Source organism: Klebsiella sp. C349492 (assembly GCF_042055345.1).
Lineage (GTDB): Bacteria > Pseudomonadota > Gammaproteobacteria > Enterobacterales > Enterobacteriaceae > Klebsiella > Klebsiella scottii.
In genome coordinates this window covers 274,627-290,258 of the sequence record NZ_JANQCE010000002.1, presented here as the reverse complement: position 1 = coordinate 290,258, position 15,632 = coordinate 274,627, and the positions used below count along the sequence as shown (strand labels likewise).

15 protein-coding genes are annotated in these 15,632 nt (G+C 59.6%); 12 read left to right on the top strand and 3 right to left on the bottom strand.

From position 1 onward, the window contains the following. Positions 1-21: 21 nt before the first annotated feature. Positions 22-876 (top strand): co-chaperone YbbN, encoded by an 855-nt coding sequence (locus NWP14_RS09060; RefSeq protein ID WP_095094538.1) that lies wholly within the window; start codon positions 22-24, stop codon positions 874-876. Positions 877-963: 87 nt separating this feature from the next. Here the strand turns inward: NWP14_RS09060 and fetB are convergent, their stop codons facing one another. Both fetB and fetA read right to left on the bottom strand, forming a co-directional pair. After that, positions 964-1,746, bottom strand: a complete 783-nt coding sequence (fetB, locus tag NWP14_RS09055; RefSeq protein WP_095094536.1) for an iron efflux ABC transporter permease subunit FetB — start codon at positions 1,744-1,746, stop codon at positions 964-966. Further along, positions 1,733-2,410, bottom strand: a complete 678-nt coding sequence (gene fetA / locus NWP14_RS09050; RefSeq protein WP_095094534.1) for an iron efflux ABC transporter ATP-binding subunit FetA — start codon at positions 2,408-2,410, stop codon at positions 1,733-1,735. Before fetA ends, fetB begins: the two co-directional genes overlap by 14 nt. Before the next feature lie 137 nt (positions 2,411-2,547). Here fetA and NWP14_RS09045 point away from each other — a divergent pair, with 137 nt between their 5' ends. Together NWP14_RS09045 and NWP14_RS09040 are read left to right on the top strand one after the other, a co-directional pair. Then, entirely contained in the window at positions 2,548-3,465 is a 918-nt protein-coding gene (locus NWP14_RS09045; RefSeq protein ID WP_045854276.1) for an SPFH domain-containing protein, read from the top strand. Beyond that, positions 3,462-3,926 carry an NfeD family protein gene (locus NWP14_RS09040; protein ID WP_375215203.1) on the top strand — a complete coding sequence of 155 codons (465 nt, stop codon included), beginning with the start codon at positions 3,462-3,464 and terminating at the stop codon, positions 3,924-3,926. The genes NWP14_RS09045 and NWP14_RS09040 overlap by 4 nt, the downstream gene beginning before the upstream one ends. Here the strand turns inward: NWP14_RS09040 and cueR are convergent. Continuing rightward, complete coding sequence (cueR, locus tag NWP14_RS09035) at positions 3,923-4,333, bottom strand: Cu(I)-responsive transcriptional regulator (protein ID WP_095094530.1); 411 nt, start codon at positions 4,331-4,333, stop codon at positions 3,923-3,925. The genes NWP14_RS09040 and cueR overlap by 4 nt on opposite strands. A gap of 286 nt (positions 4,334-4,619) precedes the next feature. Here cueR and NWP14_RS09030 point away from each other — a divergent pair, with 286 nt between their 5' ends. The 9 genes from NWP14_RS09030 (at position 4,620) to NWP14_RS08990 (ending at position 15,454) form a co-directional block, all read left to right on the top strand. Further along, positions 4,620-6,752, top strand: coding sequence for a TonB-dependent receptor plug domain-containing protein (locus tag NWP14_RS09030; protein WP_375215202.1), 2,133 nt, complete (start codon positions 4,620-4,622; stop codon positions 6,750-6,752). A 2-nt stretch (positions 6,753-6,754) separates the two neighbouring features. Next, the gene (locus NWP14_RS09025; RefSeq protein ID WP_331834205.1) at positions 6,755-7,579 is read left to right on the top strand and encodes a hemin ABC transporter substrate-binding protein; all 825 of its coding nucleotides are present in this window, start codon (positions 6,755-6,757) and stop codon (positions 7,577-7,579) included. 20 nt (positions 7,580-7,599) lie between these two features. After that, entirely contained in the window at positions 7,600-8,937 is a 1,338-nt protein-coding gene (gene hutW / locus NWP14_RS09020; RefSeq protein WP_375215201.1) for a heme anaerobic degradation radical SAM methyltransferase ChuW/HutW, read from the top strand. A 12-nt stretch (positions 8,938-8,949) separates the two neighbouring features. Then, entirely contained in the window at positions 8,950-9,444 is a 495-nt protein-coding gene (hutX, locus tag NWP14_RS09015) for a heme utilization cystosolic carrier protein HutX (protein ID WP_375215200.1), read from the top strand. Continuing rightward, positions 9,444-10,067 carry an anaerobilin reductase gene (gene chuY / locus NWP14_RS09010; protein ID WP_375215199.1) on the top strand — a complete coding sequence of 208 codons (624 nt, stop codon included), beginning with the start codon at positions 9,444-9,446 and terminating at the stop codon, positions 10,065-10,067. Before hutX ends, chuY begins: the two co-directional genes overlap by 1 nt. A gap of 50 nt (positions 10,068-10,117) precedes the next feature. Beyond that, positions 10,118-11,110 carry an iron ABC transporter permease gene (locus NWP14_RS09005; RefSeq protein WP_095097933.1) on the top strand — a complete coding sequence of 331 codons (993 nt, stop codon included), beginning with the start codon at positions 10,118-10,120 and terminating at the stop codon, positions 11,108-11,110. Continuing rightward, the gene (locus tag NWP14_RS09000) at positions 11,107-11,877 is read left to right on the top strand and encodes a heme ABC transporter ATP-binding protein (protein WP_375215198.1); all 771 of its coding nucleotides are present in this window, start codon (positions 11,107-11,109) and stop codon (positions 11,875-11,877) included. Before NWP14_RS09005 ends, NWP14_RS09000 begins: the two co-directional genes overlap by 4 nt. A 138-nt stretch (positions 11,878-12,015) precedes the next feature. Continuing rightward, positions 12,016-14,517, top strand: coding sequence for a copper-exporting P-type ATPase CopA (gene copA, locus NWP14_RS08995; RefSeq protein WP_375215197.1), 2,502 nt, complete (start codon positions 12,016-12,018; stop codon positions 14,515-14,517). Positions 14,518-14,659: 142 nt separating this feature from the next. Further along, on the top strand, positions 14,660-15,454 hold the full coding sequence (locus tag NWP14_RS08990) for a TraB/GumN family protein (RefSeq protein WP_095094515.1): 795 nt from the start codon (positions 14,660-14,662) through the stop codon (positions 15,452-15,454). Positions 15,455-15,632: the final 178 nt, after the last annotated feature.

Genomic DNA, 15,632 nt, shown 5'->3' with positions numbered 1-15,632 from the left:
ATTGATTAAAGAGATGCGCTTATGTCAGTACAGAATATTATCAACATTACCGAAGCTAACCTGCACCAGACGCTGGAACAATCCGTTACCGCGCCGGTGCTGTTTTATTTCTGGTCCGCGCGCAGCCAGCACTGCGAGCAGCTGACGCCGGTTCTGGAAAGTCTGGCGGCGCAGTACAACGGTCAGTTTACGCTGGCGAAGGTGGACTGCGATGCCGAGCAGATGCTGGCTTCGCAGTTTGGCCTGCGCTCGATTCCAACGGTTTATCTGTTCCAGAACGGTCAGCCGGTAGACGGCTTTGAAGGCCCGCAGCCGGAGGCCGCCGTCCGCGCGCTGCTTGATAAAGTGCTGCCGCGCGAAGAAGAGTTAAAAGCCCAGCAGGCGCTGGCGCTGATGCAGGAAGAGAAGTACGCCGAAGCCCTGCCGCTGCTGAAAGAGGCGTGGCAGCTCTCCGCTCAGGAGAGCCAGATTGGCCTGCTGCTGGCGGAAACGCTGATCGCCTTGCACCGCTCCGACGAAGCCGAAGCGGTGCTGAAAACGGTTCCGCTGCAGGATCAGGATACCCGCTACCAGGGGCTGGTTGCGCAGATTGAGCTGCTCAAGCAGGCGGCCGATACGCCGGAAATCCAGCTGCTCCAGCAGCAGGTTGAGCAAAACCCGGAAGACGCGGCGCTGGCGGCTCAGCTGGCCCTGCAGCTGCATCAGGTTGGCCGCAACGAAGAGGCGCTGGCTCTGCTGTTCAGCCATCTGCAGAAAGATTTAGACGCCGGCGACGGCCAGGTGCGCAAGATGCTGCAGGAAATTCTTGCCGCCCTCGGCACCGGCGATGCGCTGGCCGCGAAATATCGCCGTCAGCTCTACTCCCTGCTGTACTGATCGTTACGCCCAGGCGGCGCTTCGCTGACCGGGCTACGGCCCCCCGTAGCCCGGGTCAGGCGTCCAGCGCCTTCTGCGGGAACGACGCTACTCGCTCTTTTTCAACTGCGTCACCACCAGCTGGTGACGAGGGTTAAAGAATTTCCGGTAGGTCAGATAGCCGGCGATGATTGTTGATAAGCTGGCGGTCGATAGCAGCATAAATGTGACCATTATCTGATACTTAATCGCTTTAACCGGGTCTATCCCGGCAAAAATCAGCCCCGACATCATCCCCGGCAGGCTCACCAGCCCCACCGTTTTCGCCGAATCGATGGTCGGGATCAGCGCGGCGCGAATGCTGTCGCGAATTAATCTGGCCGAGGCCATCTTTGGCGTCGCGCCGAGGCTCAGCTTCTCCTGAATTTGCTGCTGTTCGCTGCTGAAGCGCTGGCCCATATTGTTGTAGCACAGCCCCACCGCCACCATCGCGTTGCCGGCGACCATGCCGGCAATAGGGATCACCTGCATCGGCACGAAAGAGATCGATCCGGAGAAGACCAGCACCGCCAGCGTAAGCCCTGCGCCGGTGGTAATGGCGATAAATGATGAGATGAAGGCCTTATCGATATATTTGCTGCGCTTTTGCGCATTCCACGCCGCGTTAAAACAGATAAACAGCACCATAAGCAGCGTCAGCAGGACGTGGTTAACGTTGAAGATATATTTCAGCACGTAGCCGACGATAATCAGCTGCACCACCGCCCGACAGATGCTCCAGACGATATCTTTCTCCAGCGCCAGCTTTTCGCGATAGCTCACCACGATGGCTACCAGTACCAGCACCATCGACAGGGCCAGCGATTCGTTGGTGATATTATGCCCGTTCATTGATAACCTCCTGACCGCCTGCGCTAGCCGGCTGCAGCGTCATCACTTCATCGGCGTGGTCGATTTCATTACGGTCATGCGTCACCCACAGCACCGCAATATTCTTTTCCGTCACATAGCGATGAATAATATCGTTAACGTTGCGCTTATTGCTGTCATCCAGCGCGCTGGTAATTTCATCGAGCAGCAGCACCTGCGGCAAAAACTGCAAATTGCGAATAAGCGAAACGCGCTGCTTTTCTCCCCCGGAGAGTTCGTTGATCGATTTGCCCAGCGTATTTTCCGCCAGCCCAAAGCGGCGTAAATCGGCAACCAGCGCCTGCGGGTCCGGCTGCTGGTGGCGAATTTGCCAGGGAAAAATGAGATTGTCATAGACCGAGTCGCCAAATAGCGCCGGAGTTTGCGCGCAGTATGAGACCTGCTGGCGGTAGGTTTCCGGCGATAGCGTATTGATATCCTTGCCGGAATAAAAAATCTTCCCGCTGGTCGGGCTAAGCAGCGAGGCGATAATTTTAAGCAGCGTGCTTTTACCGCAGCCGGAGGGCCCGGTAATCAGCTTAAATTCCCCGGCGCTCAGCTCGAGATTAATATTATGCAAAATGATCGACTTATCGACCTGAAAGCCAACATCCTCAAGGCGCAAGATAGCGTTATTTTCCTTCATTATCGTTCCATATATTTCCCAAAACCCGACTAGTTTACTCCACTTTTCTTTCGCCAGGATGAGGAGAAAGATATACTCGGTTTAAACATGCGTCACTTTGCTGACGTCTGGCAGGCAATTAAACAGGAGGTTTTTTGATGCTAATTTTTATCCCCGTTCTTATTTTCGTCGCGCTGGTTATCGTTATTGCCGGAGTGAAAATTGTTCCGCAGGGCTACCAGTGGACCGTCGAACGCTTTGGCCGCTATACCATGACTCTCCAGCCGGGGCTGAGCCTGGTGGTACCGTTCATGGACCGCATCGGGCGAAAAATTAATATGATGGAGCAGGTGCTGGATATTCCCTCGCAGGAGGTTATTTCGCGCGATAACGCCAACGTCACCATTGATGCGGTGTGCTTTATTCAGGTTATTGATGCGCCGAAAGCGGCCTATGAAGTCAGCAACCTGGAGCTGGCGATTATCAACCTGACGATGACCAACATCCGTACCGTACTCGGCTCGATGGAGCTCGACGAAATGCTCTCCCAGCGCGATAGCATCAACACCCGCTTGCTGCATATCGTCGATGAGGCCACCAACCCGTGGGGGATCAAAATCACCCGCGTGGAAATCCGCGACGTGCGCCCGCCGGCGGAGCTTATCGCCTCGATGAACGCCCAGATGAAGGCCGAGCGTACCAAGCGCGCCTATATTCTGGAGGCCGAAGGGATACGTCAGGCGGAGATCCTCAAAGCCGAAGGCGAAAAGCAGTCACAAATCCTGAAAGCAGAAGGCGAGCGCCAGTCGGCATTCCTGCAGGCGGAAGCGCGTGAACGTTCGGCGGAAGCGGAGGCCCGCGCCACCCAAATGGTCTCTTCCGCTATCGCCTCCGGGGATATTCAGGCGATTAACTACTTCGTTGCGCAGAAATATACCGACGCGCTGCAGCAGATTGGCGCATCAAATAACAGCAAAGTCGTGCTGATGCCGCTCGACGCGACCAGCCTGATGGGCTCTATCGCCGGAATTAGCGAACTGCTTAAAGAAGGCGCCGGCGAACGGAAAAAACTATGATTGCGATGATACTGGTTCATCCGCACCTCTTCTGGCTGAGCCTCGGCGGGCTGCTGCTGGCGGCGGAGATGCTAGGCGGCAACGGTTATCTGCTGTGGAGCGGCGTTGCCGGGGTGATCACCGGCGCCCTGACCTGGATGCTGCCGCTGGACTGGGAGTGGCAGGGCGCGCTGTTTGCCGCGCTGACCCTGCTGGCGGCCTGGCTATGGTCGCGCTGGCTGCGCGGCCAGCTGAAGCGGCAGAAGCCGGCCGACGCCCGGCTTAACCAGCGCGGAAATCAGCTGATCGGCCGCGTCTTCTCGCTGGAAACGGCGCTGGTCAACGGCCGCGGCCACGTGCGCGTTGGCGATAGCTCATGGCCGGTAGTCGCCGACGAGGACCTCGCCGCCGGCAGTAAGGTCGAAGTGCTGGCCGTTGAGGGCATCACGCTGCGGATCAGGCTCGCCCCTCCCCACCGCTAAACCTGCGCCTTGCGATGGCAGCAGCCGGAGAGATTGTCGATAATCGGGCAGTCCGCGCCGTCATCGCCGGGACAGGACTCCGCCAGCGCCAGCAGGTGGCTACGCATGCTCTGCAGCTCGCTGATATGGCGCTCAATATCAGCGACTTTATCCAGCGTTCTGCGTTTTACGTCGGCGCTATGCCGCGACGGGTCGTTAAACAGACCGACCAGTTCGCGGCACTCCTCCAGATTAAAACCGACCTGGCGCGCCTGGCGCAGCAGGGTCAGCTCGTCCAGATGCCGCTGGCTGTAGCTGCGGTAGCCATTTTCACTACGCAGCGGCGGCGTCACCAACCCCTTCTCTTCGTAGAAGCGAATCGCTTTACTGGTTAAGCCGGTCCTTTTTGCCACATCGCTGATATTCATCGCCTCTGCACCTCGCTGCCTCTCGCACTGCTCCTATTGTAGGACCATTCGCGCAATAACCAACCCTATGTGGAGAGGAAAAATATAAGCCATATTTTTTCTCAGGTTAACCGCGCCTGTGCTTTCCCATAATGTGATGAATCTCACAAAAAAGTATTTACGCACCGTTCGAAATTGACCCACATCAAAGGTGCATTCCATTTACCCCTTAGCGTCTGGACGTTCACTTTAGAAACAAATATAAATGCGAATGATATTAGTTATCATTATAATAAAGGTTACTCTAATGGTGAAAAGGACAAACCGGGGGAGCATGCTACTCTCCAGCCTGTCGTTGTTTGTTGCCGCTAACGTTTCTGCGGCAACCCCGGCCAGCACAGCCAAAACGGCCGACGAAGAGACGCTGATCGTCACGGCTAATCGTACCGAATCGAGCCTCTGGGAAAGCCCGGCGACCGTTCAGGTTATCGACCGGGAAACGCTAAATAACTCAACCAGCGTCTCTATCGCCGACGATCTGCGGGATATCCCCGGCGTTGAAGTGACCGATAACTCTCTGGCCGGACGTAAGCAAATCCGCATCCGCGGCGAGGCCTCCTCGCGCGTGCTGATTTTGATTGACGGTCAGGTAGTCAGCTATCAGCGCGCCGGGCAGAACTACGGCGTCGGGCTGCTGATCGATGAATCCGCGCTGGAGCGGATCGAGGTGGTAAAAGGCCCCTACTCGGTACTGTACGGATCGCAGGCCATCGGGGGCGTGGTTAACTTTATCACTAAAAAAGGCGGGGATAAGCCCGTCGCCGGGACGGTGAAGGCCGTTTATAACTCGGCGACCGCGGGCTGGGAAGAGTCCGCTGCGGCCTGGGGCAGCATCGGCCAGTTCGACTATCGGATCAACGGCAGCTACTCCGACCAGGGCAACCGCGATACGCCGGACGGCAGATTGCAGAACACCAACTTCCGCAACAACAGCCAGGGCGTCTGGCTTGGCTACAATCTCGATCGCCATAAATTCGGCCTGTCGCTCGACCGCTACAAAACCTCCACGCAAACCTGGTTTGACGATCCGGACGGCCAATATGAAGACTTCAGCGTTCGTATTCCGAAGCTGGAACGCGAAAAAGTCGGCGTGTTCTATGATTACGACGCCGACGGCGATTACCTGAAAAAAATTCACTTCGACGCCTACAGCCAGACCATTGAGCGTAAATTTGAAAACCGGATTAAGACCACCCAGCCGATCCCCAGCCCGGCGATCCAGGCGCTGACGGTCAGTAACCAGACCAATACCAACGATAAGCAATATACCCAGGGCGTAACGCTGCAGGGCAACTTCTCCCTGCCGGCAAACAATGAGCTGGTTATCGGCACCCAGTATCAGCATGACAAAGTGAAGCAGGATACCAGCAGCAGCACGCGCCAGACGGCGGCGACCGGCGCATTCGATATCCAGACCCATACGCTGTCGCATACTGAAGCGGAACAAAGCAACGCCTCGGTGTTTGCCCAAAACGACTGGCGCTTCGCCGATGACTGGACCTGGACCGTTGGCGCGCGTCAGTACTGGCTCTCCTCTGAGCTTAACCGCAACGACAGCCAGAGCGGCACGGTCAGCCAGTCAATGGGCGGAAAATCAGCGCATGACGATAAGCTGGTCACCTCGACCAGCCTGCGCTATTCCGGCTTTAAAGACATTGAACTGCGCGCGGCGTACGCCCAGGGCTACGTCTTCCCGACGCTGACCCAGCTGTTTATGCAGACCTCGGCCGGCGGCGGCATCACCTATGGCAACACCGGCCTGAAAGCGGAACACTCCAACAACTATGAGCTGGGCGCCCGTTACAAAGGCAATATGTGGCTGGTTGACGGCGCGATTTACTACTCCGAAGCCAAAGACTATATCGCCAGCCTCGCCTGTTCGGGTCAGACGATTTGCAACGGCAACAGCACCTCTTCACGCGGCGAGTACTTCTATTACGACAATATCGATCGCGCCAAAACCTGGGGGATGGAGCTGACGGCGGAGTACAACGGCTGGGCCGTTTCGCCCTATCTGAGCGGCAATCTTATCCGCCGGCAGTATGAAGGCGAAGCCATTAAAACCTGGGATACCGGCGAACCTACCGTGACGGGAAGGGCTGGCCTTAAGCACACGCTGCTTCTGAATAGCGCCAACGTGACCTCCGATCTCTTCGTGCGCGCCGCCTCCAGCGCCAACGATAAAACCGGCACCAGGGAGATTCGCTATCCGGGCTGGGCAACGCTTAACCTCGCGTTCAATACCGAGTTTGGCCCGCAGGAGCAGTATCAGGTCAACCTGGCGCTCAATAACCTGACCAACAAACGCTATCAAACCGCCCATGAAACCATTCCGGCGGCCGGATTTAACGCAGCGGTCGGTTTTGCGTGGAACTTCTGATGATGAAAAAACTGTTGTTCGCCCTGCTGACGCTTTGTGCCGCCTGCGCAACCTATGCCAGCGAACGTATCGTCGTTGCCGGAGGCTCGCTTAGCGAACTGATCTACGCGCTTGAAGCCGGAAATCAGGTGGTCGGCGTCGATGAAACCACCTCCTGGCCGCCGGAAACGGCCAGGCTGCCGCATATCGGCTACTGGAAGCAGCTCAGCAGCGAAGGCATTTTATCCCTCAGGCCGGACGTTTTTATCACCTGGCGGGATGCCGGGCCGCAGATCGTTCTGGATCAGCTGCGGACGCAAAAAGTTAACGTTGTCACCCTGCCGCGCGTGCCGGCCACGGTTGAACAGATGTACGCCAACATTCGCCAGCTGGCGAAGACGCTGCGGGTTCCCGAACGAGGAGATGCGCTGGTAAACCAGATTCATCAGCGTCTGGAGCGCGTTCAGCACAGCGTTGCGGCGCAAAAGGCGCCGGTCAGGGCGATGTTTATTCTCTCCGCGGGCAGCAGCGCGCCGCAGGTGGCCGGTAAGGGCAGCGTTGCCGACGCCATTCTGACCCTCGCGGGCGCACGGAATGTGGCTTCGCACGAGCAATATAAAAGCTACAGCGCGGAATCGCTGATTGCGGCAAACCCGGAGGTTATTGTCGTGACCTCGCAAATGGTGGACGGCGATATTAACCGGCTGCGCGCCGTCGCCGGCATAACCCACACCGCCGCATGGAAAAATCAGCGCATTGTTACCGTCGATCAGGCGCTGATCCTCGGTATGGGCCCCCGGGTTGCCGACGCGGTTGAGTCCCTGCACCAGCAGTTTTGGCCCCAATAACTGGATTTGATGTTGACGCTATGAAGACTAACAACGCCCTGGATCTCTCTGCGCATTTCGCGCTGGAGGGAAACCAGCCATTTAAAGATCGTCGGGCCACCATGCCGTGGCGCGGCGCGATCCCGGTGGCAAAAGAGCAGCTGGAGCAAACCTGGCAGGAGGTCATCAGCCGCAGCGCGCCGCCGCGTAAAAGACTGCTGTACCTGCATATTCCCTTTTGCGCAACCCACTGTACTTTTTGCGGTTTTTATCAGAACCGTTACGAAGATGACCACTGCGCCCGCTATACCGACGCGCTGCTGCGCGAAATCGAGATGGAGGCCGATAGCGTCCTGCACCAGTCGGCGCCGATCCACGCGGTTTACTTTGGCGGCGGTACGCCTTCCGCGCTGGCGGCGCAGGATCTGGCGCGAATTATCACCACCCTGCGGGAAAAGCTGCCCCTCGCGCCGGACTGCGAAATCACCATCGAAGGACGGGTGCTTAACTTTGATGACAACCGCATCGACGCCTGCCTGGATGCCGGAGCCAATCGCTTCTCCATCGGCATTCAGTCCTTCAACAGCAAGGTGCGCAAGAAAATGGCCCGCACCTCTGACGGCCCCACCGCCGCCGCCTTTATGCAGGGGCTGGTGCGGCGGGATCGCGCGGCCGTGGTGTGCGATCTGCTGTTCGGCCTCCCCGGCCAGGACGCAAAGCTGTGGGAGGAAGATCTCAAAATCGCCCGCGATATCGGGCTCGACGGCGTCGATCTCTACGCGCTTAATCTGCTCCCCAACACGCCGCTGGGTAAAGCCGTGGAAAACGGTCGCACCGCCGTCCCCACTCCGGCAGAGCGACGCGATCTCTACCTTCAGGGCTGCGACTTCATGGACGACGCGGGCTGGCGCTGTATCAGCAACAGCCACTGGGCCCGCACAACCCGCGAACGCAACCTCTACAACCTGCTGATTAAACAGGGGGCCGACTGCCTGGCCCTGGGCTCCGGCGCGGGCGGCTCGGTCAACGGCTATTCGTGGATGGTGGAACGTAACCTGACGACCTGGCACGAATCGATCGCCGCCGGGAAAAAGCCGATGATGATGATGATGCGCGCCGCCGAGCGCGGTTTTCAGTGGCGGCATACGCTGCAGGCGGGCGTGGAAACAGCGCGCGTGCCGCTGGATGAACTGACCCCGCGCGCCGGGGAGCTGACCCCTCTACTGACCCAGTGGCATCGCGCGGGGCTCACCCGCGACGCCTCAACCTGTCTGCGCCTGACCAATGAAGGACGCTTCTGGGCCAGCAACATTTTGCAGTCTCTTGATGAGCTGATTCAACAACTTAACGCGCCGCACATTGCGGTAGAGCAACCCTAACAGGAGTGATTTATGAGCCATGTTTCTTTAGCGGATTTTTTGCTAACCGAGCCGGACGGCACCCTGGAAGCGATCGCCGATCGCTACCAAACTTCCCTTCTGGAGGTGGTGCAAAACCTTCCCTCGCCGACGGTCGTGTCGGGTGAAAGGTTTGACGCCATCTGGGAAACCGTCAGCGAATGGGGCAAAGTCACGACGCTGGTCCATACCGCCGACGTTATCCTCGAGTTTACCGGCGAGCTTCCTTCCGGATTCCATCGCCACGGCTATTTCAATCTGCGTGGTAAAAAGGGCATGACGGGCCATATCAAAGCGGAAAACTGCAGCCATATCGCGCTGATTGAACGTAAATTTATGGGCATGGACACCGCGTCGATTATCTTCTTTAACAAAGCAGGTAGCGCGATGTTTAAGATTTTCCTCGGTCGCGATGAGCATCGCCAGCTGCTCGCTGAGCAGGTTAGCGCCTTCCAGGCCCTGGCCGCTTCCCTCAAGGAAACCGCCTGATGACGCCGTGGTTAATCTTTGGCGCCGGCGGCAGCGGCACGGGCGCAAAGGTGCTTGAACTGGCGCTGGCGGAGCAGCGTCCGGTGCTGGCGGTGGTGCGCAACCCGCAATCCGTAGCCGCCCTTGAGGCTAAAGGCGTGCGGGTTTTCGCCGGCGACGCCTGCGATGCCGCCGCGGTGGCTGACGCCTGTCATGCTGCCGGTCCGGATGCGCTGATCGTCTCCTCTATGGGCGGCTCCCAGGACTACCTGGCGCACAGGACCGTTATTGATGCGGCAGAAAAAGCGGGCATCGGGCGGATGATTCTGGTGACCTCGCTGGGCTGCGGCGATAGCTGGCCCTTTTTATCCCCCCGAGCCAAAGCCGCGTTTGGTCAGGCCGTGCGCGAAAAAACGCTGGCGGAAAGCTGGCTGCAAACCAGCGGCCTCGATTATGCCATCCTGCGCCCCGGCGGCCTGCTCAACGGTGAGGCCACCGGTAAAGCGCAACGGTTGCAGAATCAGGAGTGCCACGGTTTCGTGAGGCGTGCGGACGTCGCCGCGCACATTCACGATCTGGCCGCTGCGCCGGCGCTCAACAATCAGGTCTACAGCCTGATTGAGCCGGATCTGAAGCCGGCGTAATCCCCTGCAGCGCGGCATATCCGCGCCGCAAAGACGTTATGGAGTTTTGCGTGCTCAAGGATTCACTCTCTTCCGTCAGCGTACTGACGGGCCTTTCACTGCTGCTGGCCGCGCTGGTGCTGGTTGGCGCCAGCCAGGGTGCGCTGAACATCAGCTTCAGCGCGCTGTTTGACGAGGAATACCGTGATATCTGGCTGAACATTCGCCTGCCCCGCGTTCTGCTGGCGGTACTGGTGGGCTCGGCGCTGGCGACGGCGGGGGTCATTATGCAGGGCCTGTTTCGTAACCCGATGGCCGACCCCGGCCTGCTTGGCGTCAGCAGCGGCTCCGCGCTGATGGTGGGGGTGGCGATTGTTCTGCCCTTCTCATTTCCGGTGGTACTGGCGCTGTACGAGCAGATGATTTTTGCCGTCGCGGGCAGTATGGCGGTCTGCGCGGTGATTTTTCTCATCAGCCGGCGCCACGCTCACGGCGGCATGATGCAGCTCCTGTTAGCCGGAATCGCCATCAACGCGCTGTGCGGAGCGGCGATCGGCGTGCTGAGCTACGTCGGCGACGAGCAGCAGCTGCGCCAGCTCACGCTGTGGATGATGGGCAATCTTGGCCAGGCGCAGTGGCCTACGCTGCTGGTCGCCAGCTCGTTTGTCCTGCCGGCGATTGTCGCCACGCTGTTTCTTGCCGGGACGCTCAACCTGCTGCAGCTGGGAGATGAAGAGGCGCACTATCTCGGCGTTAACGTTAAGCGTAAACGTCAGCAGCTGCTGTTGCTCAGCTCGCTGCTGGTCGGCGCGGCCGTTTCGGTGAGCGGCGTTATCGGCTTTATTGGCCTGGTGATCCCGCACCTGATCCGCATGACCACCGGGGCCGATCATCGCTGGCTTATCCCCTGCTCGACGCTGGCCGGAGCCTGCCTGCTGCTGGTGGCCGATACCCTGGCCCGCACGCTGGTGCAGCCGGCAGAAATGCCCGTCGGCCTGCTGACCAGCCTGATCGGCGGCCCCTATTTTCTGTGGCTGATCCTGCGCAGCCGGAGGTCAGCATGATTCTGGCCGAAAATCTGGTTTATACCCTGCAGGGACGTCGCCTGACCGATAATGTCTCCCTGGCGCTGCCCGGCGGGGAGATCGTCGCCATTCTGGGTCCGAACGGCGCCGGGAAATCCACGCTGCTGCGCCAGCTCACGGGCTATCTGCGGCCGCACGGCGGGCGATGTTCCCTGCTGGGTACGCCGCTGGAGGAGTGGTCGATAGCCGAGCTGGCGAAAACCCGCGCCGTGATGCGGCAGAACGGCCATATGGCGTTTCCGTTCAGCGTACAGGAAGTGATCCGCATGGGAAGACATCCCTGGCGGACATGCAGCTCGCGTGATGAAACGGATCGCATCATGGCGCTGTGCGACTGCCGCGAGCTGACCGCCCGCGACTACCGGCAGCTCTCCGGCGGCGAACAGCAGCGGGTACAGCTGGCGCGCCTGCTGGTGCAGCTCTGGGAGCCCATCCCCTCCCCCAAATGGCTGTTTCTGGATGAGCCCACTTCCGCCCTCGATATTCACCACCAGCAGCATCTTTTTCGCCTGCTGCGCCGGCTGGTGCGCGAGCGGCAGTTCAACGTCTGCTGCGTCCTGCACGACCTTAATCTTGCCGCGCGCTATGCCGATCGCGTGGTGCTGATGGATAAAGGGCGCGTCGTCGATAGCGGCAGCCCGCAGGATGTTCTGCAGCAGCGGGCGCTAAAGACGCTCTATCGGGCCGACATTACGGTCATTAAAGAGTCTGAAAATCAAACGCCGCTGATCGTTCTTGATTATTAAGCTCAGGGTTCCCCGGTCGAAGCGCCCCCGTAGCCGGCGTCTTTTTGCCGCATTGACGAAAACCGCCTTGACCTTCCCCTTGCTGGAAGGTTTAACCTTTATCACAGTCAGCTCATCCACGTAATAAAGGAGTTTGTTATGTCACAAACCATCGACCTGACGCTCGATGGCCTCACCTGCGGCCACTGCGTCAAACGCGTAAAAGAGAGCCTGGAGCAGCGTCCTGACGTTGAACTGGCGGACGTCACCACTACCGAAGCGCATGTCACCGGTAGCGCCAGCGCCGAAGCGCTAATCGATACGATTCAGAAAGCCGGATACGGTGCGGAGCTCAGCCACCCAAAGGCTAAACCGCTGGCGGAATCAATACTCCCGTCGGAAGCACTGACAGCGGCCCCTCCTGAGCTTCCGGCAGCCCATGACACCGATGACAGTCAACAGCTACTGATCAACGGCATGAGCTGTGCCAGCTGCGTTTCCCGGGTACAGAAGGCGCTTGCCGCGGTACCGGGCGTCGCGCAGGCGCGGGTGAATCTGGCGGAACGCACTGCGCTGGTCATGGGCAGCGCGTCCGCCGCAGAATTAGTGCAGGCGGTGGAAAAAGCGGGCTATGGCGCAGAAGCTATCGAAGACGATCTGAAACGCCGCGAGCGCCAGCAGGAAACCGCCATCGCCACCATGAAACGCTTCCGCTGGCAGGCGATCGTCGCCCTGCTGGTGGGCGTTCCGGTGATGGTGTGGGGAATGTTCGGTGACAACATGATGGTCACCGACGACAACCGCTCGCTGTGGCTGGCTATCGGGCTTGTCACCCTGGCGGTAATGGTCTTTGCCGGCGGCCACTTCTATCGCAGCGCCTGGAAAAGCCTGAGAAACGGCACCGCCACTATGGATACGCTGGTGGCGCTGGGCACCGGGGTCGCCTGGCTCTACTCAATGAGCGTCAACCTGTGGCCGCAGTGGTTCCCGATGGAAGCCCGCCACCTCTATTATGAAGCCAGCGCCATGATTATCGGTCTGATTAACCTCGGCCATATGCTGGAAGCCCGCGCCCGGCAGCGATCTTCGCGGGCGCTGGAAAAACTGCTCGATTTGACGCCGCCGTCGGCACGCGTGGTCACTCCTGAGGGTGAAAAAAGCGTACCGCTGGCGCAAGTTCTGCCTGGCATGACCCTGCGTCTGACCACCGGCGACCGGGTGCCGGTTGACGGCACCATCACCCAGGGCGAGGCCTGGCTTGATGAAGCCATGCTGACCGGCGAACCGATCCCGCAGCAGAAAAGCGGCGGAGATCCCCTGCATGCCGGTACGGTGGTGCAGGATGGCAGCGTCCTGTTTACCGCCAGCGCCGTGGGGAGTCAGACGACGCTGGCGCGAATTATCCGCATGGTGCGCCAGGCGCAGAGCAGTAAACCAGAAATCGGCCAGCTGGCGGATAAAATTTCCGCCGTCTTCGTCCCGACGGTCGTGGTCATTGCGCTGTTCAGCGCGGCAATCTGGTACTTCTTCGGCCCGGCGCCGCAAATCGTCTATACCCTGATCATCGCCACCACGGTGCTGATTATCGCCTGCCCATGTGCGCTGGGCCTGGCAACGCCGATGTCGATTATTTCCGGCGTCGGCCGGGCGGCGGAGTACGGCGTGCTGGTTCGCGACGCCGATGCGCTGCAGCGCGCCAACCAGCTGGATACCGTCGTATTCGATAAAACCGGTACCCTGACCGAAGGGAAACCACAGGTTGTGGCGGTGAAAACCTTTACAGCTATCGATGAGGCGACCGCTTTACGCCTGGCCGCCGCGCTGGAACAGGGCTCCAGCCACCCTCTGGCGCGGGCGATCCTCGACAAAGCGGCGGATAGCGCGCTGCCGGAGGTTGGGAACTTCCGTACCCTTCGCGGGCTGGGCGTGAGCGGTGAAGCCGACGGCCATCGTCTCCTGCTCGGTAATCAGGCGCTGCTCAACGAGCAGAATATTGCCACCGACGCGGCGGAAAGTGACCTCAACGCTCAGGCCTCGCAGGGCGCCACGCCGGTGCTGCTGGCGGTAGACGGCGAGGTTGCCGCGCTGATCGCCATTCGCGATCCGCTGCGCAGCGACAGCGTGGCGGCGCTGGCCCGCCTGCATCGCCAGGGCTACCGTCTGGTGATGCTCACCGGGGATAACCCGGTTACGGCCAACGCTATCGCCAAAGAAGCGGGTATCGACGAGGTGATTGCCGGCGTCCTGCCGGACGGTAAAGCCGATGCCATCAAGCGCCTGCAAAGCCAGGGGCATCAGGTCGCGATGGTCGGCGATGGCATTAACGACGCCCCGGCGCTGGCGCAGGCCGATGTCGGCATTGCGATGGGCGGCGGCAGCGACGTAGCCATTGAAACGGCGGCGATTACCCTGATGCGCCATAGCCTGAACGGCGTGGCCGACGCGCTGGCCATTGCAAAAGCCACGCTGCGTAATATGAAGCAGAACCTGCTGGGCGCCTTTGTCTATAACTCGCTGGGCATTCCGATTGCCGCCGGGATCCTCTGGCCGCTCACCGGTACGCTGCTCAACCCGGTGGTTGCCGGGGCGGCGATGGCGCTCTCCTCGATAACCGTGGTGAGCAACGCCAACCGGCTGCTGCGTTTTAAACCAAAAGAGTAGACTCTCACGCGGGCCCGAACCTGGAGCCTTCCCGGATAGCGGCATCACGCCCTGTCCGGGCTACCGCACGCTTATCCCCCGCCCACGCTTGCGCCTCCCGGCCGCGCGCGCTAGCATGAGTTCTTCACATTGCGGAGCGCGTATGGGCCTGTTAAACCGAATAAAAATGCTGTGGCGAGCCGCCTTTGGCTCGTCTTATTCCTGGCCGGCGCTGGATATTACCCTTCCCGGCGGACGCTACCTGCACCTCGTCGGCAGCATTCACATGGGCACCCGGGATATGTCGCCGCCGCCGGCCAGGCTGCTGAAAAAAATTCGCCAGGCCGATGCGCTGATTGTCGAAGCCGACATTACCGGTAACGAGACGCCCTTCAGCAACCTCCCCTCTTATCCGCCGCTGGCCGAGCGCCTGAGCGCTGAACAGATCCTTGAGCTGGAAGCCCGCGCCGCGGAGCTGGGGCTGGCAACCGCCATTTTCGACAGCCAGCCGCTATGGCAGGTTGCCATGGCGCTGCAGGCTACTCAGGCGCAAAAGCTGGGGCTTCGTCCGGATTACGGGATAGATTATCAGCTGCTGATGGCGGCACGCGAAAGCCGCGTGCGGGTGATGGAGCTGGAGGGAACCGATAGCCAGATAGCGCTGCTGCGCGATTTGCCCGATGGCGGGCTGGCGCTGCTGGAAGACACACTGACCCACTGGCGAACCAACGCCCGTCTTCTGCAGGTGATGATCGGCTGGTGGCTGGAGCAGCCGCCGGCAAAAGGGGCCACCTCGCTACCCACGACCTTTAGCCAGTCGCTGTACGATGTTTTGATGCATCAACGCAACCTCGCCTGGCGCGAGGTACTGCTGGCTCTGCCTCCGGGGCGCTATGTTGTCGCCGTGGGCGCGCTGCATTTATACGGTGAAGGGAACCTGCCTGATATGCTGACGTAAAAAAATGGCCAATATTTCTATTGGCCCGTCAAAGAGGAATTTCATCATTATTATTATCCCGAGATTCGCACCTCGGATCGTTCGATTGTCGCTCAAAGTGACCATCACTGCCAATACTATTGCGCAAGATGGTACTATTTTTTACACAATCATCAGGCGTATGCTTAACGTACATTAG